General features: G+C 71.4%; 23 protein-coding genes. 8 read left to right on the forward strand and 15 right to left on the reverse strand.

Annotated features, from left to right (window positions below; all coding sequences use genetic code 11):
• Positions 1–43: 43 nt before the first annotated feature.
• The gene (locus BGO45_RS04690; protein WP_292691336.1) at positions 44–1,477 is read right to left on the reverse strand and encodes an amidohydrolase family protein; all 1,434 of its coding nucleotides are present in this window, start codon (positions 1,475–1,477) and stop codon (positions 44–46) included.
• 127 nt (positions 1,478–1,604) lie between these two features.
• On the opposite strand from BGO45_RS04690, the gene BGO45_RS04695 reads away from it, so the two are divergent.
• Both BGO45_RS04695 and BGO45_RS04700 read left to right on the forward strand, forming a co-directional pair.
• On the forward strand, positions 1,605–2,645 hold the full coding sequence (locus BGO45_RS04695; protein WP_292691338.1) for a ketopantoate reductase family protein: 1,041 nt from the start codon (positions 1,605–1,607) through the stop codon (positions 2,643–2,645).
• 119 nt (positions 2,646–2,764) lie between these two features.
• Entirely contained in the window at positions 2,765–3,457 is a 693-nt protein-coding gene (locus BGO45_RS04700) for a helix-turn-helix domain-containing protein (protein ID WP_292691340.1), read from the forward strand.
• 6 nt (positions 3,458–3,463) lie between these two features.
• On the opposite strand, the gene BGO45_RS04705 is transcribed toward BGO45_RS04700, so the two are convergent.
• The 3 genes from BGO45_RS04705 to BGO45_RS04715 are packed head-to-tail and all read right to left on the reverse strand — an operon-like array spanning position 3,464 to position 6,321.
• The gene (locus tag BGO45_RS04705; protein ID WP_292692870.1) at positions 3,464–4,528 is read right to left on the reverse strand and encodes an alcohol dehydrogenase catalytic domain-containing protein; all 1,065 of its coding nucleotides are present in this window, start codon (positions 4,526–4,528) and stop codon (positions 3,464–3,466) included.
• A 5-nt stretch (positions 4,529–4,533) separates the two neighbouring features.
• Complete coding sequence (locus tag BGO45_RS04710; protein WP_076494148.1) at positions 4,534–4,845, reverse strand: Dabb family protein; 312 nt, start codon at positions 4,843–4,845, stop codon at positions 4,534–4,536.
• Between the two features lie 9 nt (positions 4,846–4,854).
• Positions 4,855–6,321: an amidohydrolase family protein gene (locus BGO45_RS04715; protein ID WP_292691342.1), complete on the reverse strand. Its 1,467-nt coding sequence runs from the start codon at positions 6,319–6,321 to the stop codon at positions 4,855–4,857.
• A gap of 143 nt (positions 6,322–6,464) precedes the next feature.
• On the opposite strand from BGO45_RS04715, the gene BGO45_RS04720 reads away from it, so the two are divergent.
• Entirely contained in the window at positions 6,465–7,469 is a 1,005-nt protein-coding gene (locus tag BGO45_RS04720) for a ketopantoate reductase family protein (RefSeq protein WP_292691343.1), read from the forward strand.
• A 5-nt stretch (positions 7,470–7,474) separates the two neighbouring features.
• Here the strand turns inward: BGO45_RS04720 and rlmB are convergent, their stop codons facing one another.
• On the reverse strand, positions 7,475–8,473 hold the full coding sequence (gene rlmB, locus BGO45_RS04725) for a 23S rRNA (guanosine(2251)-2'-O)-methyltransferase RlmB (RefSeq protein WP_292691345.1): 999 nt from the start codon (positions 8,471–8,473) through the stop codon (positions 7,475–7,477).
• Entirely contained in the window at positions 8,466–9,857 is a 1,392-nt protein-coding gene (gene cysS, locus BGO45_RS04730) for a cysteine--tRNA ligase (RefSeq protein WP_292691347.1), read from the reverse strand. The genes rlmB and cysS overlap by 8 nt, the downstream gene beginning before the upstream one ends.
• A gap of 68 nt (positions 9,858–9,925) precedes the next feature.
• On the opposite strand from cysS, the gene BGO45_RS04735 reads away from it, so the two are divergent.
• Entirely contained in the window at positions 9,926–10,387 is a 462-nt protein-coding gene (locus tag BGO45_RS04735) for a GNAT family N-acetyltransferase (RefSeq protein WP_292691349.1), read from the forward strand.
• On the opposite strand, the gene ispD is transcribed toward BGO45_RS04735, so the two are convergent.
• Together ispD and BGO45_RS04745 are read right to left on the reverse strand one after the other, a co-directional pair.
• Entirely contained in the window at positions 10,384–11,601 is a 1,218-nt protein-coding gene (ispD, locus tag BGO45_RS04740) for a 2-C-methyl-D-erythritol 4-phosphate cytidylyltransferase (RefSeq protein ID WP_292691351.1), read from the reverse strand. The two genes, BGO45_RS04735 and ispD, sit on opposite strands and share 4 nt — an antisense overlap.
• A gap of 41 nt (positions 11,602–11,642) precedes the next feature.
• Positions 11,643–12,125, reverse strand: a complete 483-nt coding sequence (locus tag BGO45_RS04745) for a CarD family transcriptional regulator (RefSeq protein WP_056229249.1) — start codon at positions 12,123–12,125, stop codon at positions 11,643–11,645.
• Positions 12,126–12,306: 181 nt separating this feature from the next.
• Here BGO45_RS04745 and BGO45_RS04750 point away from each other — a divergent pair, with 181 nt between their 5' ends.
• A complete protein-coding gene (locus BGO45_RS04750; RefSeq protein WP_292691359.1) occupies positions 12,307–12,858 on the forward strand; it encodes a DNA modification methylase in 552 nt (183 codons plus the stop codon).
• 58 nt (positions 12,859–12,916) lie between these two features.
• Here the strand turns inward: BGO45_RS04750 and BGO45_RS04755 are convergent, their stop codons facing one another.
• Positions 12,917–13,600 (reverse strand): response regulator transcription factor, encoded by a 684-nt coding sequence (locus tag BGO45_RS04755; RefSeq protein ID WP_292691361.1) that lies wholly within the window; start codon positions 13,598–13,600, stop codon positions 12,917–12,919.
• Positions 13,597–14,814 (reverse strand): ATP-binding protein, encoded by a 1,218-nt coding sequence (locus BGO45_RS04760; protein WP_292691363.1) that lies wholly within the window; start codon positions 14,812–14,814, stop codon positions 13,597–13,599. Before BGO45_RS04760 ends, BGO45_RS04755 begins: the two co-directional genes overlap by 4 nt.
• Before the next feature lie 171 nt (positions 14,815–14,985).
• Here BGO45_RS04760 and phoU point away from each other — a divergent pair, with 171 nt between their 5' ends.
• Complete coding sequence (phoU, locus tag BGO45_RS04765; RefSeq protein WP_292691365.1) at positions 14,986–15,660, forward strand: phosphate signaling complex protein PhoU; 675 nt, start codon at positions 14,986–14,988, stop codon at positions 15,658–15,660.
• A gap of 63 nt (positions 15,661–15,723) precedes the next feature.
• On the opposite strand, the gene BGO45_RS04770 is transcribed toward phoU, so the two are convergent.
• Positions 15,724–16,470 (reverse strand): phosphoglyceromutase, encoded by a 747-nt coding sequence (locus BGO45_RS04770; RefSeq protein WP_076494164.1) that lies wholly within the window; start codon positions 16,468–16,470, stop codon positions 15,724–15,726.
• A 59-nt stretch (positions 16,471–16,529) separates the two neighbouring features.
• Between BGO45_RS04770 and BGO45_RS04775 the strand changes: the two genes are divergently transcribed.
• The gene (locus BGO45_RS04775) at positions 16,530–17,318 is read left to right on the forward strand and encodes a class I SAM-dependent methyltransferase (protein ID WP_292691368.1); all 789 of its coding nucleotides are present in this window, start codon (positions 16,530–16,532) and stop codon (positions 17,316–17,318) included.
• A 1-nt stretch (position 17,319) separates the two neighbouring features.
• On the opposite strand, the gene BGO45_RS04780 is transcribed toward BGO45_RS04775, so the two are convergent.
• The 4 genes from BGO45_RS04780 to BGO45_RS04795 all read right to left on the reverse strand — a co-directional run bounded on the left by BGO45_RS04780 (position 17,320) and on the right by BGO45_RS04795 (position 20,553).
• Entirely contained in the window at positions 17,320–18,429 is a 1,110-nt protein-coding gene (locus tag BGO45_RS04780) for an aromatic acid exporter family protein (protein WP_292691370.1), read from the reverse strand.
• Positions 18,426–19,529 (reverse strand): folate-binding protein, encoded by a 1,104-nt coding sequence (locus BGO45_RS04785; RefSeq protein WP_292691372.1) that lies wholly within the window; start codon positions 19,527–19,529, stop codon positions 18,426–18,428. The genes BGO45_RS04780 and BGO45_RS04785 overlap by 4 nt, the downstream gene beginning before the upstream one ends.
• Positions 19,529–20,128 (reverse strand): FABP family protein, encoded by a 600-nt coding sequence (locus BGO45_RS04790; RefSeq protein ID WP_076494169.1) that lies wholly within the window; start codon positions 20,126–20,128, stop codon positions 19,529–19,531. The genes BGO45_RS04785 and BGO45_RS04790 overlap by 1 nt, the downstream gene beginning before the upstream one ends.
• Positions 20,129–20,262: 134 nt before the next feature.
• Positions 20,263–20,553 (reverse strand): hypothetical protein, encoded by a 291-nt coding sequence (locus BGO45_RS04795; RefSeq protein ID WP_292691375.1) that lies wholly within the window; start codon positions 20,551–20,553, stop codon positions 20,263–20,265.
• Positions 20,554–20,700: 147 nt separating this feature from the next.
• On the opposite strand from BGO45_RS04795, the gene BGO45_RS04800 reads away from it, so the two are divergent.
• Positions 20,701–21,393 carry a response regulator transcription factor gene (locus tag BGO45_RS04800; RefSeq protein ID WP_076494173.1) on the forward strand — a complete coding sequence of 231 codons (693 nt, stop codon included), beginning with the start codon at positions 20,701–20,703 and terminating at the stop codon, positions 21,391–21,393.
• The last annotated feature ends 33 nt before the right edge of the window (positions 21,394–21,426 follow it).

Here is a 21,426-nt window from a genome sequence, read left to right on the forward strand (position 1 = left end):
ATTTGTTATCACTCTGTGCAGTCCGTGCAGCTCGACTGAAAGCTCAGGCGCGTTCGCGGTACAGCGGGATGTCGATCGGGGGCTGCGGGATGAACGATCCCGCTCCGCCCATCCGGTCGTACAGGTGGTCGTGGGAGCGCTCGAGCGTCGCCCTGGCCGCGGCGACGTCGACGTGCATGAGCACACCGCCGCGCTTGACCACGCGCCCGTCGATGAGCACGGTGTCGATGCAGCCGGCGTGCGCCTGAGACACCACCGCACCGCTGGGATCCGCACGATTCCAGCCGACCTGGCTGATCCCCGACATGTCCACGAGCACGATGTCGGCGCGCTTGCCCACCGTGAGCGAACCGACGAGATGGTCGACGCCGGCTGCCCGCGCACCGTTCAGCGTGGCCCACCTCAGCGCGTCCTTCGTCGTCCACGACATCGCCTGCGGCGCCCGCATGACGGCGTACTCCGGTTCGTCGGCGCGATATCGAGAAGCCTGCAGCACGAGCCGGCTGTGCGACACCATGTCGCCGCCGTTGCCCGAGACGCAGTCGATCCCGAGGCTCGGTCCGGGCGTGTGGGCCGTGGCCTCGGCGATGGCGGGATACCCCATGCCCATCTGCATCTCCGTCTCGGCGCACACCGAGACGGTGACCCCGCTGTCGTCCAGCAGGTCCCACTCGTGCGGGGTGTTGAAGGTGCAGTGCACCAGCAGGAGGTCGTCCGCGAGCAGCCCGTGCGCGTGCAGCACCTCGACGTCCTGGAAGAGCTGCCGCACCATGACCTGATTGGCGTGGAAGGTGATGCGCGCCCCGAGATCGCGGGCGAGGCGGAACTCGGCCGCCACGTCGGCGACGGGCGCGATCGCCAGCTCCTGCGGAGCGATGCCGAAGCGCAGCAGCTGGTCGTCGCTGGAGAAGTACTCCTCCCGGATGCGGCGGGCGAGCACGGCCCGCGTGGCCAGGGCCGCGGGGTCCGCTCCCCGGACGGACCCGCCGCGCGACTGGCTCCAGGTGTTGGTGGTGATCGGGGTCAGCCCGTGGGCGTAGAGCGCACGGATACCGGCATCCCGCAGCCCGGTGACGGCGGCATGGGCCCCGTCGGGATCGAGGATGTTGTGGCAGTAGTCGACGATCGTGGTGATTCCGGAGTTCACCGCGTCGAGGGCCCCGACGTAGTTGCCGGCGTACATGTCCTCCGCCCGGTACAGGGGCGCCATGTGCAGTCGGATGCCACGGAGGTAGTCGGGGATGTTCCCGTCGGCGAGGATGCCGCGCAAGGCGGTCTGCCAGGTGTGCCGGTGCGTGTCGACCATGCCCGGTATGGCGATCTTGTCGCGACCGTCGATGATCTCGGCGTCGTCCACCGCGATGTCGGGGCGGATCTCCCGGATGACGGAGTCCTCGATGAGGATGTCGGTGCGGGCGAGGTCGCCCAGCTCCGGGTCGACGGTGGCCGCCGCCACGTTGCGGATGAGTGTGCGCATGGTCGCTCCCTCGCGATCCGTTCGGGTCCGCATCGACCCGACGTTGTGCTGAACTACACACGAATGTACAGTCGCTCCCAGATTTGTAAAGTCTGAGCGAACGTTCCATCGGTGTCGAGGAGGACCCATGTCACGAACGAGCCCCCGGATCGCCGTGCTCGGCACCGGCGCGCAAGGTGCGAGCATCGGCGCGGACCTGCTGCGCGCAGGTCTCGACGTCACCTACATCGAACAGTGGCCCGCCCACGTCGAGGCCATGCGCGCCCGCGGCATCGAGGTGCGGCTGCCGGACGAGACCCACGTCACGCCCGTGCATCCCCTGCACCTCTGCGAGGTGGCGACCCTGCGCGAGCCCTTCGACATCGTATTCATCGTCGTGAAGGCGTACGACACCCGGTGGGTCGCGGAGCTCATCGCCCCCTACGTCGCCGAAGACGGGCTCGTCGTGGGTCTGCAGAACGGGATGACCCAGGATGCCATCGCCGCCGCCGTGGGCGCGCACCGCACGATGGGGGCGGTGATCGAGGTGGCATCCAACATGTTCGAGCCGGGCATCGTCAACCGGCAGACGCCGGTCGCCGGCTCCTGGTTCGCGGTCGGTGCGTACGACGACGCGGCCCGCGGTCGCGAACACGAGGTGCAGGCCGTCCTCTCGCACACCGGCCGCGTCGACGTCTCCCCCGACATCCGCTCGTCCAAGTGGATGAAGCTCGTGGCCAACGCCGGCGAACTCGTCCCGTCCGCGATCCTCGACCTGCCCCTGGCCTCCGCCGTCGCCCTCCCGGGCGTCCACGACTTCATGATCGAGTGCGGGAAGGAGGCCGCACGGGCCGCGCTCGCCGACGGCAGCCGCCTCGTCCCCATCTTCGGCCTCTCCGACGACGCGGTGACCGATCCGGATCGCTACGCCGCCGACCTCCTGGGCGAGGTGCTCGACAGCTTCTCCCTGCCCGACACCAACACCACCGTTCTGCAGGACTGGATGAAGGGCCGCCACGGCGAGTACGAAGAGGTGAACGGTCTCGTGGTCTCGGTGCTCGCCGCCGCGGGACAGGAGGCGCCGTTCAACGCGCACACCGTCCGTCTCGCGAAGGAGATCGAGGCCGGACGGATGCCGCGGTCGGCCGCCAACATCGACGCCCTCCTGGACGTCCCCGGGCGCGGGTGAGGCTCGGCCGTGTTCAGGCGCGGCGCACACGATGTGCGCGAATCGGCCGGTAGCGTGTTCTCGCGAAGAGCGGGGTCCCGGTGACCGGGTTCACCGCCGTCGGACGAGGAGGCGCGGACATGACCGACGACATCGGCAGCAGGCTGCGCGACGCGCGACTGCAGCGCGGCCTGAGCCTGCGCAGCGTCGCCAGTTCACTGGGCGTGTCGGCCAGCCTCATCTCGCAGGTCGAGACCGGCAAGACGCAGCCCTCGGTCTCGACGCTGTACGCGATGGTGACGCACCTCGGCATCTCGATCGACGAGTTGCTGGGCGTCTCCCCCACGCCGCCGGCCGGCGCCGCGATTCCCGCGCCCGAACCGGTGTCGACGGACCTCACGGTGCAACGCGCCGCCGACAACGCCGTCCTCGACATGGAGAACGGCGTCCGGTGGGAACGGTTGGCCGCGGGCGTCGGTCCCGCGGACTCGCTCCTGGTCACCTACCAGCCGGGAGCCTCGAGCTCGGTCGAAGGCAAGATGATGCGCCACGCCGGCGTCGAGTACGCCTACCTGCTCGAGGGCGAACTGACGCTGCGCCTCGAGTTCGACACCTTCACGCTCCGCGCGGGCGACAGCCTTCACTTCGACTCGGTGCGCCCGCACCTCTACGTCAACCAGAGCAACGCGATCGCCCGCGGCATCTGGTTCGTGGTGGGGCGCCGCGAGCAGAACCAGACCATGCCCTCGGCGGGACAGCAGCTCGGCGCCCCGCGCGAGACGATCGGGTCAGCGGTCGACGTCCTCCGGGCGATGGACGACCTCGACCACTGACCCGCGCTACGCCGGAGTCGACCCGACGCCGTGCCGTGCCACCCGCCGGCGCGTCGCCGTCGGGTCGATCACGGTCTTGATCTGACGGGAACCGCCGCGCGTGAGCGGCTCGAGCGCGCCGCCTGCCACCTCGTCGAGGGGCAGCACTTCGTCGGCGACGTCTGACCAGTCGGCGCGACCCGCCAGCAGTTCCACCGCGCGCGGCAGATCCGCGGCGATCGCGTGCGCGACCGTCCCCACGATCGTGTACTCGCGCAGGGTCCACGACCCCAGGGGGACGGGGACGTCCTCCCGCTGGATGCCGACGGGCACCAGCACCGCCCCGGGCAGGGCGGCCGCGACGACCTCGTCCCATCCGGCGCGCGAGCCGCTCACTTCGAACAGCACGTCGGCCTCGCGCCCGGACGCGGCGAGCTCGGCGGCGACGGAGCCCTCGCCCGCGACCAGGGTCCGTTCGGCCCCGAGATCCCGGGCGAGCGCCAGACGCGCCTCCGACCGGTCGACCGCGAGCACGCGCGCCCCGACCGCCGCCGCCGCGTACGTGAGGAAGGCGCCGATCCCACCGATCCCGAGGACGACGGCGTCCTGCCCCGCAGCGAGACCGCTCCGCGACACCGCGTGCACGGCGATGGCCATCGGCTGCGCGAGGGCGAGGGTGTCGGAGGCCAGCCCCCACGAGGTGACGTCGAGCAGGGTCGCGGCGGGCACGCGGACGAACTCCGCGAGCCCGCCGTCGATCTGCAGTCCCGCCGTCCGGTAGCGCCGGCACAGGTTGGTGCGTCCGGCCCGGCACGGCTTGCACTCGCCGCAGGAGATCCCCGCGCCGCAGACGACCTGGGCGCCGAGGGGCAGATCCACGCCGTCGCCCACCGCCTCGACCGTGCCGGTGAACTCGTGGCCGAGCACGACCGGCAGGTGGGTGAGGACCGGGCCGCGGGAGTACTCCGTGGCATCCGATCCGCACACGCCGCACCCGGTCACCCGCACGAGGGCCTCGCCCGGACCGGGGACGGGGACGGGGCGTTCCTCGATCCGCAGATCCCCTGCGCTGTGCAGGACGGCGGCGCGCATGCGCGTCACAGGGCGGTCCCGTCGGGCACCGGGATCTGCACGGCCTGGCGGGAGTCGATCATCCGTGCGAGGTGCGCCTCGTACACCGCGGCGTGCGCGGGCGAGTCGAGGTACGCCGCGAGGGCGTCCTCGTCCGCCACGAGCGCCACCACGGCGTAGTCGGCCGGGCTCGGACGCAGCCGCAGGTTCGCACCGCAACGGTATCCGCGGAGCATCGGCAACGCCGTCGCCATCTCCTCGAGCGCCCCCGTCAGCGCCTCCACCTCCTCGGGGCCGACCTCGGGTCTCCAGGTGAACAGTGCGGCGTGCAGGATCATGCGGTCCTCTCAGTCGTCGGCGCGGGCGACCACGTGCGCGTCGCCCTCGGTGTAGCGGTAGGGGTTCTCGATCTCCTCGTCGATGGGGATCTCGGGGTGCATCCCCTCGGTCCACGCCTGCTCACCGAGCTTCGACCGCACGTACTCGACCGATGCCGCGACCTTGTCGCGGACGGGCGCGAGCGGCAGACCGATGCGCTTCCCCTCGTACTTCACGACCTTGCCGTCGACGACCACGGTGTGCACGTCGGCGGTTCCGGCCTGGTACACGACGTGCGCGTAGGGGTGCAGGATCGGCGTCATCGCCGGAGACTCGTCGTTCTTGATGAGCACGATGTCGGCGCGCTTGCCCGGGGTCAGCGAGCCGATGCGGTCCTCGAGGCCGATCGAGCGGGCGCCGCCCATCGTCGCCATGTGCAGGACGTCCTCGGCTCGCAGACGGTTCGCGACGATCGTCTCGCCCCGTGCGTGCGCCTCGAGGTGGTCGCGGGAGCGGTCGGCGCTGAGGGTCGCGCGCATGGCGGAGAAGAAGTCGGCGCTCCACCAGACGCTGGTGTCCATGGAGAGGGAGGCCGGGATGCCGTGCTTGCGGATCGCCCACGTCGAGGGATATCCCTGGCCGGCGCTCTGCTCCGACTCCGTCGCGACCGAGACGGTGCCGCCGGTCGCCGCGATCTTCTGATAGCTCTGCTCGTTGAGCGATGCGGAGTGCACGTAGCAGATCTCCGGCGTCATGAATCCGGCCTCGTACATCTGCGTGATGGCGGTGTCGGTGGTGGCCCCCCAGACCCCGGCGTGCGTGGTGACGCGCAGTCCCAGCTCGCGGGCCGCCTCGAACGCACCGCGCTCCGGGAAGTCGGACGCCCCGGGGACGTCGAACGCGAGCTGCAGCGTCAGCATGTCGTCGTGCGAGGAGAAGTTCTTCGAGACGAAGTCGCGGAACTCCGGCGCGTTGGCCCATTCCCAGGGCGCGCCGAGGTAGTTGCCGTAGCCGAGCACGAAGCGTCCCGGGATCTCGCGGAGCGCCTGGAGCGCGGCCTCGCCGTACTCGGGCGTGCGCAGGCCGTGCGACCAGTCCAGCGTCGTCGTCACACCGGTGTCGACGGACTCCAGCGCGCTGAGGAGGTTGCCTGCGTACACGTCCTCGGGCCGGAAGACCTCGCCCCAGTTGAGGTAGTAGAAGACGAAGTACTGGCTGAGCGCCCAGTCGCCGCCGTAGCCTCGCAGAGCCGACTGCCACATGTGGCGGTGGGTGTCGATGAAGCCGGGGGTGACGATGCCCCCGGATGCGTCGATCTCGAGCGTGCCCTCCGGCACCTCGAGACGGTGTCCGACCGCGGCGATGTCGCGGCCGATCACGAGGACGTCGGCGTCGTCCAGAACGCCCTGCTCGTCCATGGTGATGACGGTGGCGTTGCGGAAGACGAACGGGCGGTCCGCCGAGAACTGCTCGGCGGCGGGTGTGGTTTCGGTCATGGCCTTCTCCCCATCGAGAATGTTCGTTCCTGGTTTACACTCTCCGTGAGTGCGTGGCAAGAGTCCGGTTTTCGTTCAGCCCAGTTGCAAGAACCGTGACACCGAAGCCCGTGCGTTCGCTGACACTCCAACGAAGGAGCGACATGTCCACTCCGTCCATCGCCGTGCTGGGTGCCGGTGCCAACGGCGCGTCCATCGGCGCCGACCTCATCGACGCGGGTCTGGATCCCGTGCTGATCGAGCAGTGGCCCGCCCACGTGGAGGCCATGCGACGCGACGGCCTGCGCGTCGAGATGCCGTCAGGAACCCGCCGCGTACGCCCGCGCACGCTGCACCTGTGCGAGGTCGCGACGCTGCGCGAGCCGTTCGACCTCGTCCTGCTGGTGACGAAGGCGTACGACGCCCGCTGGGCCGCTGCGCTCATCGAGCCGTACCTCGCCGTCGACGGCGCGATCGCGGCCGTCCAGAACGGGATGACGACCGACGTCGTGGCCGACGTGGTGGGCGCGCATCGAACGGTCGGCACGGTGATCGAGATCTCGTCGACCATGACGGAGCCCGGGGTCGTCCATCGCCACGTTGACCCCGAACGATCGTGGTTCGCGGTGGATGCCACGGCGCCCCGCGGGCGCGACGTCGCCGACGTCCTGTCGCACTCGGGCGAGGTCGCCCGCGTGGACGACATCGCGTCGGCGAAGTGGATGAAGCTCGTCAGCAACGCCTCGGTCCTCGTCCCGACCGCGGCGCTCGGGCTGCCGATGGTCGATGCGATCGAGGTCCCGGGCATGCGCGAGATCATGCTCGAGGCGGGCCGTGAGGCGTTGCGGGTCGCGGGCGAGCATCGCGTGCTGCCGATCTTCGGACTCACGCCCGCCTCGATCGAGAGCTCACCCGATGTCGTCGAGACCATGCTCGACGCGCTCTACGCCCGGTTCACCGTGCCCGGAGCGACGACCACGGTGCTGCAGGACTGGCGCAAGGGCCGCCACAGCGAGGTCGACGACATCAACGGCACGGTCGTCGCAGCCGGTCGCCGGCTCGGCATCCCGACTCCCGTCAACGACGCGATCGTCGAGGTCGGCCACGCCATCGAGCGCGGCGAGGTCGAGCCCTCCCCCGCCGCGCTGCGCCTTCTGCAGCGCGGCTGAGGGACTCAGTCCGCGTTGCGCAGCGTCGACACCTGGTACAGGGCGACGGATGCCGCGATGCCGGCGTTCAGCGACTCGGCGGCCGTCGAGATCGGGATCGACACCACCTGGTCGCACGTCTCGGTCACCAGGCGCGACAGGCCCTTGCCCTCGGAACCGACGACGATCACCACCGGGCGATCGGCGAGCTGGAGTTCGGGCAGCGCGACGTCGCCGTCGCCGGCGAGGCCGAGGATGAACACGCCCTGCTTCTTGAACTCCTTGAGCGTGGCGGTGAGGTTCGCCGCGAGCGCGACCGGGACGCGGGCGGCCGCGCCGGCGCTCGTCTTCCAGGCCGCGGAGTTCACGCTCGCCGAGCGGCGCTGCGGGAGGACCAGGCCCTGACCGCCGAACGCGGCGGTCGAGCGGATGATGGCGCCGAGGTTGCGCGGATCGGTCACACCGTCGAGGGCCACGAGGAGCGGAAGCTCACCGCGGTCGATGATCTCTTCCAGCATGTCCTGCGGGTGCGCGTACTCGTACGGCGGCACCTTCAGGGCGACGCCCTGGTGGACGCCGTCGAAGCCGGCCATGCGGTCGAGCTCGGGCCGGGTCACCTCGAGAACGGGGATGCCGCGGTTCGTGGCGATCGACAGCATCTCCTTCACACGGTCGTCCATCTCGACGCGCTGAGCGATGTAGAACGCCGTGGCGGGGATCTTCGCGCGCAGCGCTTCGAGCACCGAGTTGCGGCCGGTTACCGTCTCGGTGTCGTCGCTCTGCTTGGCACGTGGACGGCCCTGCGACGAGCCCACCGGGCGCACGCCCGGCTTGCCCTTGCCCCCGGCGGCGGCGTAGCGCTCCTGGGCGGCCTTGCGTTTTCCGGCGACGTGCCAGGCGCGGTCCTCGGCCTTCGGCGTGGGTCCCTTGCCCTCGAGCGCCTTGCGCGAGTGTCCGCCGGTGCCCTTGAGCGGGCCCTTCTTCTTGCCGGGGTTGCGGGCTCCCGGACGTCCAGGCTTAGGCATCGATACTCCAATTGGTTCCGGCCGGAGTGTCCTCCAGCGTGATTCCGGCGGCGGCGATGGCATCACGGATGCGATCGGCTGCGGCCCAGTCCTTGTCGGCGCGAGCGCGGGCGCGCTGCGCGATCATCTCGCGCACGAGCGCGTCGAGTGCGGCGTCGGTTCCGTCCGAATTGGCCGGCTCTGGGGCATCCAGCCCCAGCACCGCCAGCATCGCGGACACCGCGCGGCCCGCGCGGGCCGCCGCGTCGAGATCTCCCGCGTCGACGGCGACGTTTCCGGCGCGCACCGTCTCGTGGAGGACGGCGAGCGCCTGCGGGACACCGAGGTCGTCGTCCATGGCTGCGGCGAAGGCGTCCGGCAGATCGGCGGAGCCCGACGAGGCAGCTGGCGCCCCGGCCGTCCGATGAACCCGCTGGAGGAACGTCGCGATGCGGTCGAGAGCGGCACGCGCCTCGTCGAATCCGCGATCCGAGACATCCAGGCTCGACCGGTAGTGCGCCCCGGCGAGCGCGTAGCGCACGACGAGGGGGTCGCGCTCGGCCAGGACGTCGGCGGCGAGCGTGAAGTTGCCGAGCGATTTCGACATCTTCTGCCCGTCGACGGTGACGAGACCGTTGTGCACCCAGTACCGCGCGAAGGGGTCGCCCGCGGCGGTGGACTGCGCGATCTCGTTCTCGTGGTGCGGGAACCGGAGGTCGAGGCCGCCCCCGTGGATGTCGAACTCGGGGCCGAGGTAGCGCCGCGACATCGCGGAGCACTCGATGTGCCAGCCGGGGCGCCCGGCGCCCCACGGCGACGTCCAGGTCGCCGACGCCGGCTCCCCTTCTTTCGCGCCCTTCCAGAGGGCGAAGTCCCGGGGATCGCGCTTTCCGCGGGGATCGGCGTCCGTCGCCGATTCCATGGCATCCACGCTCTGACGGGTGAGTTCGCCGTAGGCGGGCCACGAGCGCACGTCGAAGTAGACGTCGCCGGCGGCGGCGTACGCGTGGCCGCGCTCGATGAGCTCGGCGATGATCTCCTGCATCTGCGTGACCGACGCGGTCGCGCGCGGTTCGTAGGTCGGGGTCAGGATGCCGACGGCGGCGTACGCCCGCGAGAACTCCAGCTCCATGCGGTACGCCAGCGCCCACCAGGGTTCCTCGGCCGTGGCGTTGGCGAGGACCTTGTCGTCGATGTCCGTGACGTTGCGGACGAACGTGACGCGCCCGAACCGGTGCGCGAGCCAGCGGCGGAGCAGGTCGAACGCGAGAGCCGCGCGGACATGGCCGATGTGCGGACCCGACTGCACCGTGGGGCCGCAGACGTACATCGTGACGTTCGCGGGGTCGACGGGGACGAAGTCGCGCAGAGCCTGCGCTTTCGTGTCATACAGCCGAACGGTCACCGCACAAGCCTACCGGCCGCCCCTGGAGGCGACCCGTGCCCGAAACACGACGGCGTTAGGGTCGCAGCATGCCGCTGGAGATCCGACGCGACGACGTATCCGTCGCCGACACCCGAGCACTGGTGACCGCGCACGTGTCGGGCATGCTCGCGAACACGCCCGCCGAGAGCTGTCACGCGCTCGACGCCGATGCCCTCGTCGACAACGGCGCACTGCTGTGGTCGGCACGGGTCGACGGCGAACTCGCCGGGATCGGCGCCCTCTCCCCGTTCGGTGACGACGCGGGCGAGCTCAAGTCGATGCGCGTGACCGAGCGCTTCCTCGGCCAGGGCATCGGGCGGGAGATCCTGCGGCACATCATGACCGAGGCGCGGGCGCGCGGCATCCGGAGCCTCTGGCTCGAGACGGGCAGCGGCGACGACTTCGCGGCGGCGCGCGGCCTCTACTCCGGCGAGGGGTTCGTGGAATGCCCGCCGTTCGGGTCGTACCGCCCCGATCCGCTGTCGACGTTCATGACGCGGGAGCTCTAGACCGGGAGCACGAGCGCCGTCGCGAAGGCCGCGACCCCCTCGGTGCGACCGGCGAATCCCAGGCCGTCGGTCGTGGTGGCGCTCACCGAGACGGGGGCTCCCCCGAGTGCGGCCGACAGTGCGCGCTCCGCCTCGGCTCTGCGGCCCGCGAAGCGCGGCCGATTGGCCTGCACCTGCACGGAGACGTTCCCGATGCGCCAGCCCGCCTCGCCGAGGAGGGTCCGGGTGTGCGCGAGGAACGCCTCGGCGTGGGCCCCCGCGAACTCGGGGCGGTCGACGCCGAAGTGCGTGCCGATGTCTCCGAGGCCCGCGGCGGCCAGCAGCGCGTCGACGATCGCATGAGCCACGGCGTCGCCGTCGGAGTGCCCCGAGAGGGCCTGCTCCCCCGGCCATTCCAGACCCGCGAGCCACAGCGTGCCGTCGCCGCCGAAGCCGTGCACGTCGGTGCCGATCCCGACGCGCGGCGCACCCGCCGCGGGAGCGGTCGCGGTGGCGGCGTTCGGAGCGACGGCGGGTCCGGCGTCCGCGAGCAGGGCCCGCGCGCGGTCGAGGTCGGGACCGGTGGTGATCTTGAAGGATGCCGCGTCCCCCGCGACCGTGATCACGGGGTGACCCGCGGCGGCCACCAGCGCCGCGTCGTCGGTGTGATCGGCGTCGGCGGAGCGGAGCGCCTCTTCCAGGACGGTACGACGGAAGCCCTGCGGCGTCTGCGCGGCGGCGAGTTCGGATCGGTCCACGGCGGCGACGATCGCCCCCTCGGCATCCACGCGCTTGATCGTGTCGACGACGGGGACCGCCGGGATCACGGCGTCCGCACCCGCGTCGAGCGCGGCGACGACCCGCTCGAACACCGACGGCGGGGTCAGCGCCCGCGCCGCGTCGTGCACGAGCACGGTGTCGACGTCCGCCCACAGGGCGGCGAGCCCCGCCGCGACGGATGACTGGCGCGTGGCCCCTCCGGCGACGACCGCCACGAGCTCGTGACGCTCGCCCGCGACCTCGCGCGCCTCGGTCAGCGCGGCGCCCTCGAATCCGGCGGGGACCACGACGACCACCTGCGCGCGCGGCGCAGCGAACACGCCACGCAGGGCGTGCCGGAGGATCGTGTGGTCGTCGAGACCGACGAACGCCTTCGGCGCGCCCCCGTTCAAACGGGTGCCGGAGCCGGCGGCGACGACGATGACGGCCAGACGCGGGACTGGTGCGGGGATCACCCGACCACGCTAACCGGTCCGTGCCGCGGAATCGTGCGGCGTCAGGACGCGAGGACCTCGTCGAGGACGACGCTCGCGCGGTCCTCGTCGGTCTTCTCGGCCAGAGCGAGCTCGGACACCAGGATCTGGCGGGCCTTGGCCAGCATGCGCTTCTCACCGGCGGACAGACCGCGGTCCTGATCGCGGCGCCACAGGTCGCGGACGACCTCGCTCACCTTGATGACGTCACCCGAAGCGAGCTTCTCGAGGTTCGCCTTGTACCGGCGCGACCAGTTGGTCGGCTCCTCGGTGAACGGTGCGCGCAGCACCTCGAAGACGCGGTCGAGACCCTCTTTGCCGATCACGTCGCGGACGCCGACCAGGTCGACGTTGTCTGCGGGGACCTCGATGACGAGATCGCCCTGCGTGACGTTGAGCTTCAGGTACTTCTTCGTCTCGCCCTTGATGACGCGTTCTTTGACCTCGATGATCGTGGCCGCGCCATGGTGCGGGTAAACGACGGTCTCGCCAACCTCAAAAAGCATGGAGTTATGTCCTTTCGGCAACATCCAGGATACCACAGGCCCCGATGCGCTAAGGTTCCGCCCCACCCTGACACGACCCCCATTGCGCGTGCGCATCCCGCGTGCGGGCGCCCGCGGGGCGGGCGGCGGCCCCTGACCCCGTAGGATGGTCGGGATGCCGTCTGTCGTTCCGGGAGGATCCGTGAAAACGCGCCTGTTCGCGTCCCTGGCCGTGGGGGCCGCCGTCGTTCTCGGAACGACGGGATGCAATCTCATCGCCCCGCAGGCGACCACCATCGACTACTCCGCCTCCGACGGCGTGAACGTCCCCGAGTCCGGTCCGCTGCAGGTGCGCAACGCCCTCATCGTCACCGACGACGAGGGTTCCGCGGGCAACCTCGTCGCGGCCATCGTGAACGCCACCACCGAGGCCCAGACCCTGCGGATCGAGGTCGGCGAAGGCGGCAGCACCGTTCGCGCGTCGGTCCAGGTGCCGGCGAGCAGCACGGTGAGTCTCGGCGACCTCGCCAACGACGTCGCCCCGCTCGCCCTCGACGGCTTCGAGGGTGCGCCGGGTTCGACCGTCCCCGTCTACTTCCAGTCCGGCGACGGCCAGGGCGCCCTGATCGACGTGCCCGTCCTCGACGGCGCGCTGGAGTACCTCCGTACCCTGGCGCCCACCCCCACGCCGACGAGCATCCTCGTCCCGACCACGACGCCCTCGGCCACCCCGTCGCCGACCCCGTCGTCCTGATCTCCACGACGAAGGCGCCGACGGTCATCCGTCGGCGCCTTCGTCGTTCCCGGGACCGTCAGGCCTCGAAGCGGTAACCGAGCCCTCGGACCGTCACGAGCATGGACGGCTCGCTCGGGCTCTGCTCGATGCGCGAACGGATGCGCTTGATGTGCACGTCGAGCGTCTTGGTGTCGCCGAAGTAGTCGGTGCCCCAGACGCGGTCGATGAGCTGCCCGCGCGTGAGCACGCGGCCGGCGTTGCGCATCAGCACCTCGAGGAGCTCGAACTCCTTCAGCGGCATGTTGATCTCGGCCCCGTCGACCGAGACCGTGTGCCGGTCGATGTCGAGCGTCACACGCCCGCCGCTGAGGATGCGCTCGTCGAGGTCCGACTCGTCCGGGCTGCGGCGACGCAGCACCGCCCGCATGCGGGCGAGGAGCTCGCGCGTGGAGTACGGCTTCGTCACGTAGTCGTCGGCACCGAGCTCGAGCCCCACCACGATGTCCACCTCGGAGTCCTTGGCCGTGAGCATGATGATCGGCACGTGCGAGGTCAGCCGCAGCTGGCGGCACACCTCGGTGCCGGGCATCCCGGGGAGCATGAGGTCCAGCAGCAGGATGTCGGCGCCACGCTCACGGAACGCGGTGAGGGCGAGCGCGCCGTCCTCGGCGATCTCGACCTCGTAGCCCTCCCGTCGGAGCAGGTAGGCGAGCGGGTCGGCGAGATCGGGCTCGTCCTCGACGATCAGAACACGGGTCATGCGGTGTCTCCCTTCACGGGTGCGGGGCGGGCGGCGGAGCCGGACTTGCGGCCCTTGCGACGCGCCTTCGGGCGAACCAGATCGAGGTCGGGCGCCTCGGTCCGGGGCAGGCGGATGGTGAACGTCGAACCGCGCTCGGGGCGCGACCACAGGCGCACCTCGCCGCCGTGGCGCTGCACGGCGTGCTTGACGATCGACAGGCCCAGACCCGTGCCGCCGGTGCGGCGCGAGCGGGCCTGGTCGGCGCGGTAGAAGCGTTCGAAGACGCGGTGCTGCTCGCTCTCCGGGATGCCGATCCCCCGGTCGGTCACGGCGATCTCCACGACCTCCTCGTCGAGCTTGACCCCCACCCCGACCTTCGAGCCCTGGGGCGAGTAGGCGATCGCGTTGGCGATGAGGTTGCCGACGGCCTCGGTGAGGATCTGCGGTTCGCCCCGCACCCACAGGCCCTTCGTCCCGCCGCGGACGACCGTCACCTGGGCCGAGTCGGCCTGGATCGTGTGCGACTCGATCGCCGCGGTCACGACCTCGTCGATCGAGACGTCGCGCACGTCGCGGAGCTCGTCCGAGGCCTGCAGGCGGGAGAGGCTGAGGATGCGGTTGGTCAGAGCGGACAGGCGCTGGATCTCCGCCTGCAGGCGACCGGAGAAGTACCGCACCTGAGCGGGATCGTCGGCGGCGGACTCGATCGCCTCGGCGAGGAGGCTCACCGCACCCACCGGCGTCTTCAGCTCGTGGCTGGTGTTCGCCACGAAGTCGCGCCGCATCTCCTCGACCCGCTCGCGCTCGGTGATGTCGCGCAGGACGAGCAGGACGAGGCGCGGAGACACGGGGGCGGCCCGCACGGCGACCAGGCGCGGCTCCGCGGGAGCGGCACCGCGACGCAGGCGGAGCTTCTCGCTCACCGGCGCACCGTTCTCACGCGCCGCGCGGGCGACCCGCCGCAGGTCCTCATCGGCGATGGCACTGCCGGCATCCAGCCCGAAGACCTCGGCCGCGGGCGACAGGGCGAGCACCGTCGCCGACGTGTCGCACACCACCGCGGGGTCGTCGAGGGCGCCGAGCATGGACTCCACGCCCTCGGGGAGTTCCGAAGACCCTTGGGCGAGAGCCCTGTCCCGGGTGCGCTGCGCGACGACGATGAGGCTCACGACGGAGCTCCCGACGATGATTCCCACGAGGAGCGCGAGCAGCGAGAGCTGCGTCTGGTCCATGGCTCCAGCGTAGAGGCGCGATTCGGGCTTCACCGGCCGTTCAGACAGGGCCGGGCAGAGCCGGCGATTACTATTCACTGTCACAGCACCACTCGTTAACCTTCGCTCGGAAGAATCCGGGAGGGTCGCGGGACGTATGTGTGCCGTGCCGCCGACGAGGAAGGTATCGCGATGCGCGAAGTGTTCCACCAGTCCCTCGAGGACGTCCAGAGCAGACTGGTCGAGATCGCCGACCTGGTCGCCGTCGCCATCGACCGCGCCACGCGCGCATTCGGTTCGAGCGACGTCTCCCTCGCCGAAGAGGTCATCGAGGCGGACGCGATCATCGACGAGAAGGCCGTCGCGCTCGACGAGCTGGCGATCGAGATCCTCGCCCGCCAGCAGCCGGTCGCCCGCGACCTGCGCATCGTCGTCACCGCGCTCCGCGTGAGCGCGTCCCTCGAGCGCATGGGCGACATGGCCGAGCACATCGCGCAGCTCGCGCGGTCGCGCTTCCCCGAGCGCGCCATCCCCAAGGGGCTCAAGAGCACGTTCACCCGCATGGGCGAACTCGACGTCGAGGTCGCCCGCCGGCTCGCCGAGCTGCTGCGCACCCAGGACCTCCGGATCGCCGACGAGATCCGCGACGTCGACGACGACATCGACGAGCTGCACGTGAGCGTGTTCGAGAAGGTCCTCGGCGACTCGTGGAAGGGCGAGGCCACGGCCACGGTCGACGCGACGCTCGCGAGTCGGTACCACGAGCGCTTCGCCGACCACGCCGTGTCCGTGGCCAAGAAGGTCGTCTACCTCGCCACCGGCGACTGGGCGGGCGCCGACGACGTCTCCGCGACACCGGCCGGCTGACGCCGCGAACGTCGAAGGGGGTGGATGCCAGTGGCATCCACCCCCTTCTCGTTGCGGTGGGCGTTACTTCTTGTTGCCCTGCGCCGCGACGGCGGCGGCACCCGCGGCGGCGGCCTCGGGGTCGAGGTACTCGCCCGGGCCGAGCGGCTTCATGTCGTCGTCGAGCTGGTAGACGAGCGGGATGCCGGTGGGGATGTTCAGCTCGGCGATGTCGGCGTCGCTGATGCCCTCGAGGTGCTTCACCAGGCCGCGCAGCGAGTTGCCGTGCGCGGTGACGAGGACCGTCTTGCCGGCCTGCAGGTCGGGGACGATGTCGCTGTGCCAGTAGGGCAGCATGCGGTCGATGACGATCTTCAGCGACTCGGTGTCGGGCACCTCGCCGTCGATGCCGACGTAGCGCGGGTCGCCGACCTGGCTGTACTGGTCGTCAGCGGGCAGCGGCGGCGGCGGAACGTCGAACGAGCGGCGCCAGAGCATGAACTGCTCGTTGCCGAACTCTTCGAGCGTCTGCGCCTTGTCCTTGCCCTGCAGGGCGCCGTAGTGGCGCTCGTTGAGCCGCCACGTGCGCTTCACGGGGATCCACAGACGGTCGGCCGCGTCGAGGGCGATGTTGGCCGTCTGGATCGCGCGGCTGAGCACCGAGGTGTGCAGCACGTCGGGGAGCACACCCGACTCCTTCAGGAGCTCGCCGCCGCGCTGGGCCTCGGCCTTCCCCTGGTCGGTGAGCCGGACGTCGACCCAGCCGGTGAACTGGTTGGTCTTGTTCCACTCGCTCTGCCCGTGGCGGAGGAGGATCAGCGTGTGAGGCATGTCTCCATGCTAGCGAGAGCGACGGGCCTGTTCCGGGCCGAGCCTGGCATCATGTCCGAGTGACTCCCTCCCCCGTCGGCCGCCCCACGCGCGGGACGACGGGAGTGAATCGCCTGCGCCGGGTGGACCGATGGATCGCGCGCCATCCCGTGCTCCGGCGCGCGGACGATCCGTTCGTGGTCGACCTCGGATTCGGGGCGAGCGCCGCGACGCCCCTCGAGTTGCTCGCGCGGATGCGGAGGGTCCGACCGGATGCCACGGTGCTGGGCCTCGAGATCGACTCGGAGCGCGTCGCGCGGGCCCGCGCGCAGGCGGAGGGCGTCGAGGGCGTGTCGTTCGCGCTCGGGGGGTTCGAGGTACCGACCCCGCGCGGCCGGCGACCCGCCGTCATCCGGGCGATGAACGTGCTGCGGCAGTACGACGAGGCGGACGTCGCCGACGCGTGGGCGCGGATGTGCGGACGACTGGCGCCCGGCGGCATCCTGGTCGAGGGCACGTGCGACGAGATCGGGCGCGTCGTGACGTGGGTGGAGGTCGGACCGGACGCCGTGCCCCGGTCGCTCACCGTGTCGCTCCGGCTCGCCCAGCTCGACGACCCCGCGATCCTCGCCGAGCGACTCCCGAAAGCGCTGATCCACCGGAACGTCCCCGGGGAACGCGTCCACGACTTCGTCGCCGCGCTGCAGCGCGAGTGGCACCGCGCCGCGGCGGTCGCACCGTTCGGTCCCGTTCACCGGTGGCGGACGGCCGTCGAGGCGCTGGCCGCGGACGGATGGCCGGTGCGCGGACGCTCCCGGTGGCGACTCGGTGAAGTCGGAGTCGACTGGAGTGCCGTCGCGCCGGCCTGACTCACACCCGGGGCAGTAGCGCCTGGGCCTCGCCGAACGGCATCCCGGTCGCGACGAGCAGATCCACCGTCAGGGGACGGAGCGCCGCCACGAGGTTCAATTCGCCGATGTTGCCGTCGGGCAGGATCTGCGCCGGATCGAGCCGCACCGCGAGGGCGGCGAGCGTGGCGCGGGCGGCCGGTTCGATCGAGACGTCGTCGAGGGCGTCCCGGACGAGTCCGGCGCCGCGTTCGATCTCGCCGAGGAGATCGGCCGGCACCGCGCGCGGCTGCCCGTCGGCACAGAGGTAGGCGGCACGGCGGGCGACCACGCGGAGGTTACGGGTGGCGAGGTCCATCGCCGCGCGGACGCGCGCGTGGCGCTCCAGTTCGGTGCGCTGCCGGCGCAGGAACGGGGAGATGCGCGCGACCTCCTGCCCCGACTCCAGCGACCCGCTCCACGCGTCGACGTACGTCTGCAGCGCTCGCGCGCGTTCGAGCCCCCGCTCGGCGCGGGCGCGGTCGCCGCGGCGCAGCGCCCGCACGATCGTGGCGGTCGCCACGTCGAACGCGTCGAAGAGCTCGTCGGCATCCCGCAGCTCCGTCCGCCGGAGCGTCCGCGGGATGAGCGCGGTGACCAGTAGGGCGGCCGCTCCCCCGATCGCGCCGTCGAGGAGTCGGACGAACGGGGCGCCGGAGACCAGCACCAGGGCGATGAGCGACTGCACGACGGCGGCCAGCGCGAACCCCGGCTGCGGAGAGAGGAAGCGGGCCACGAGGAGGGTCACGAACATCGCCAGCGCGATCTGCCACCACCCGGCCCCGGCGACGAGGAGGACGACTTCGGCCAGGAGGATGCCGACGAGCATGCCCGCGACCGTCTCGGCGACCCGCCACGGGCGCGCGTCGCGCACCAGCCCCAGACTCGACACCGTCACGGTCGCGGCGAGCAGGGGAACGGGGTGCCCCAGCACGAAGTGCGCGAACGCGAACGCCGCCGTCGCGGCGACCACGATCTGCACGATGGCCGGCAGCGACTCGCGCACGCGTCCCCATCGGCGCCGCAGCGTCGTGCGCAGGCGCGAGCGCGGGACGACGACACCGACCGTCGTCGAGGACTCCTCGCCGCTCATTCCGCGGCGCGTCGACGCCCGAGGCGCGGCAACCGGGGCACACCGGCCGTGGCACCCGCGTCGGAGGGGACGACCGTCTCCACCGACGCGGCGATCGGACCATCCGCCGTGTCCACCACGTACGGCACGTCCGCCGGCGCCGTGCGCTTGACGAGGGCGAGGGCGATGGGCCCCTCCTCGAAGTGCACCGCGACCGAGGTCACGGCGCCGATCGCGTCGTCGCCGACACGCACGACGTCGCCGCGGGCGGGCAGGACACTGTCGCTGCCGTCGAGCTGCAGAGCCACCACGCGACGCGGCGGGTGGCCGAGGTTGTGGACCTTCGCGACCGTCTCCTGTCCGCGGTAGCAGCCCTTCGACAGGTGCACGGCGGTGCGGAGCCAGTCCATCTCGTGCGGCAGGAGGCGCTCGTCGGCATCCACCGCGACGCGCGGACGCCACGCGGCGACGCGCAGCGCCTCGACGGCCTCGCGCCCCGCGAGGGCCACCTCCCCGGCCACGGCCGCCGCGACGATGCGGTCGAACTCGGCGGCATCCACCACCGCCTCGGCCCAGTCGCGCTCGGTGCCGGGGTGATCCTCGACCCGGGCGTACGCCCAGCCGCCGGGTGCGACGTCGGGCCACGGGTCGACCCACACCACCGGGACGCCGGTGGGGGCGACCGCGGCGAGCGCGGAGACGGCGGCACGGGTGCCGCCGATGACCGACACCTCGTCGGAGCGGTCCGCCACCTCGACGCGCAGGCGGAAGCGCATGCGGGAGAGCCAGGTCGCGAGGGGCGCGGCGTCGACGGCGTCCACGAGGAGCCACGCGGTCTCGCCGTCGTCGATCACGGCGGCGGCGTGTTCGACGCGTCCGTTCGGATCGAGGATGAGCATCTCGGTGGAGACGCCCGCCGGGAGGTGGGTGAGCGCCTGCGACGAGAGCGAGTCGAGCCAGCTCAGCCGATCGGGACCCGTCACCGACAACACGCGTCGGTCACCGAGCGGCGCGAGCGCCCCGCCGGAGACCAGCCGACGCTGCTCGGCGAGGGGTGAGCCGATGTGACGCAGGCCGGCGTCGTCGACGACGGCGCCGGGGACCTCGGACAGCTCGGCCATCACTCGGCCCGCGCCAGACGGGCCGACGCGTGCGAGGCGAGCTCGCGGCCGAACGCCGACACGTCCCACGCCCAGAGCAGGTGGTCGTCGACGAGGCCGTAGAGACGGGTGGCGGAGGCGTACGGCTTCGCCCCCGCGGTGCGCACGACGGCGTCGCTGGCCAGATCGATGCGCGGACCGCGCACCTGACCGAGGTAGAGCTCGAGGATGCCGTCGGAATGCGCGAGGCTCACCTCGAGCGGGAACCCGCCCTCGGCGGTGCGCAGCGCCTCGACGTCGTCGGCCGTGCGGCGCGGCGCGGTGTCGGTCGGCGGAAGCAGCGCCGGCCCGGGATCGGCGTCGGTGGCGGGCCGCGCGACGCGCCAGTACCCGGTCTCGGCCACGAGGGGACGCCGCTCCTCGCCGTCGAGCAGCCAGGCGTGCGCGCTGTAGTTCAGGAAATCTCCGCCGTCATGGCTGAAGCTCACGCGGTGCGCGAACTCGCCGGAGAACGTGCGGCCGTCGGCCTCGTAGTCGATGACGCCGGTGCCCTCCCACACGCCGATCAGCCACGAGAGCGGGACGAGGTCGGCGGGGAGGTCGGTCGGGATCTCGATCACGACGGCGCTCGTCAGCGCTGGCCGCGGTAGAGGTTCCAGATGACGGTGCCGGAGACGAAGGCGATCGCCAGCGAGGCGAGACCGAGAAGTCCCACGAAGAAGAGTTCGAGCGCGAGGAGGTCCATGGCCCAACTCTACCGGGGAACGATGGATGCGAGCCCGAACCCGGCCGTGACGACACCGAGCACGATGAGCGCCCCCAGGACGCTCGCGGCCACGCGCTGGATGAACGCCTGCGAACGGCCGTACCACAGCTGCACGGCGAAGGCGGCGATGACGCAGCCGCCGAGGGCGACGGTGATCCATTGGGCGCGCCACTCGGCGGGGACGAACACGCCGACAGCCAGACCCGCGACGAGGGCGAGCACCCAGACCGCGATGATGCCGCCGAACGTCTTGCGCGGCGCGAGGTCGGGAGTCGACATGTCTCCATCATCGCGCACACCGGCTCGTTCGTGCGCGAACGGGGGCCGCGGAGCGCCACGCGCGGCGCCGACGAAGGGTGTGACGGCACGACCGCGTGCCTCACCCTAAGATGGGCGGGTGCGGCAGGCCCGCACGGGGAGGTCCGTTTGGCTCAGCTGCTCGTTCTCAGCTCCGCCCCCGGCGGTGGCGCGGTTCTGCCTGCGCTCGAACTCTTGAGCCACCGCGTCCGGCAGATTCCGGCCGAACCCGCTCAGCTGGTCAACGCGCCCAGCGCCGACGTCGTCTTCGTCGACGCCCGCATCGACCTCGTGGGCGCGAAGTCGCTCTGCAAGATCCTGACGACGACGGGCATGGAGGCTCCCCTCGTGCTCGTGGTCACCGAGGGCGGACTCACGGCCGTCAGCACCGACTGGGGCGTCGACGACGTGGTGCTCGTCGGCGCGGGCCCGGCCGAGATCGACGCGCGCATCCGTCTCGCGATGGGTCGCCGCAGCGCCGAGCAGGTCTCGTCGCGCATCTCGACCTCCGGGATCACGATCGACGAGTCCTCGTACTCGGCGAAGGTCCACGGGAAGCCCCTCGACCTGACGTACAAGGAGTTCCAGCTCCTGCACTTCTTCGCCACGCACCCGTCCCGCGTGTTCACGCGCGAACAGCTGCTCAGCGAGGTGTGGGGCTACGACTACTTCGGCGGCACGCGCACGGTCGACGTGCACGTGCGGCGCCTCCGCGCCAAGCTGGGCGACCTCGAACAGCTCATCGGCACGGTGCGCAACGTCGGCTACCGCTTCAACGTGTACGAGGACGACCAGCCGCCCGTCCCGGCCCCCTCCGCCTGAGGCCGCCCGCGCAACCGTTCACGCGTACGTCAT

It is taken from the genome of Microbacterium sp. 71-36, assembly GCF_001898305.1.
Classification (GTDB): Bacteria; Actinomycetota; Actinomycetes; order Actinomycetales; family Microbacteriaceae; genus Microbacterium.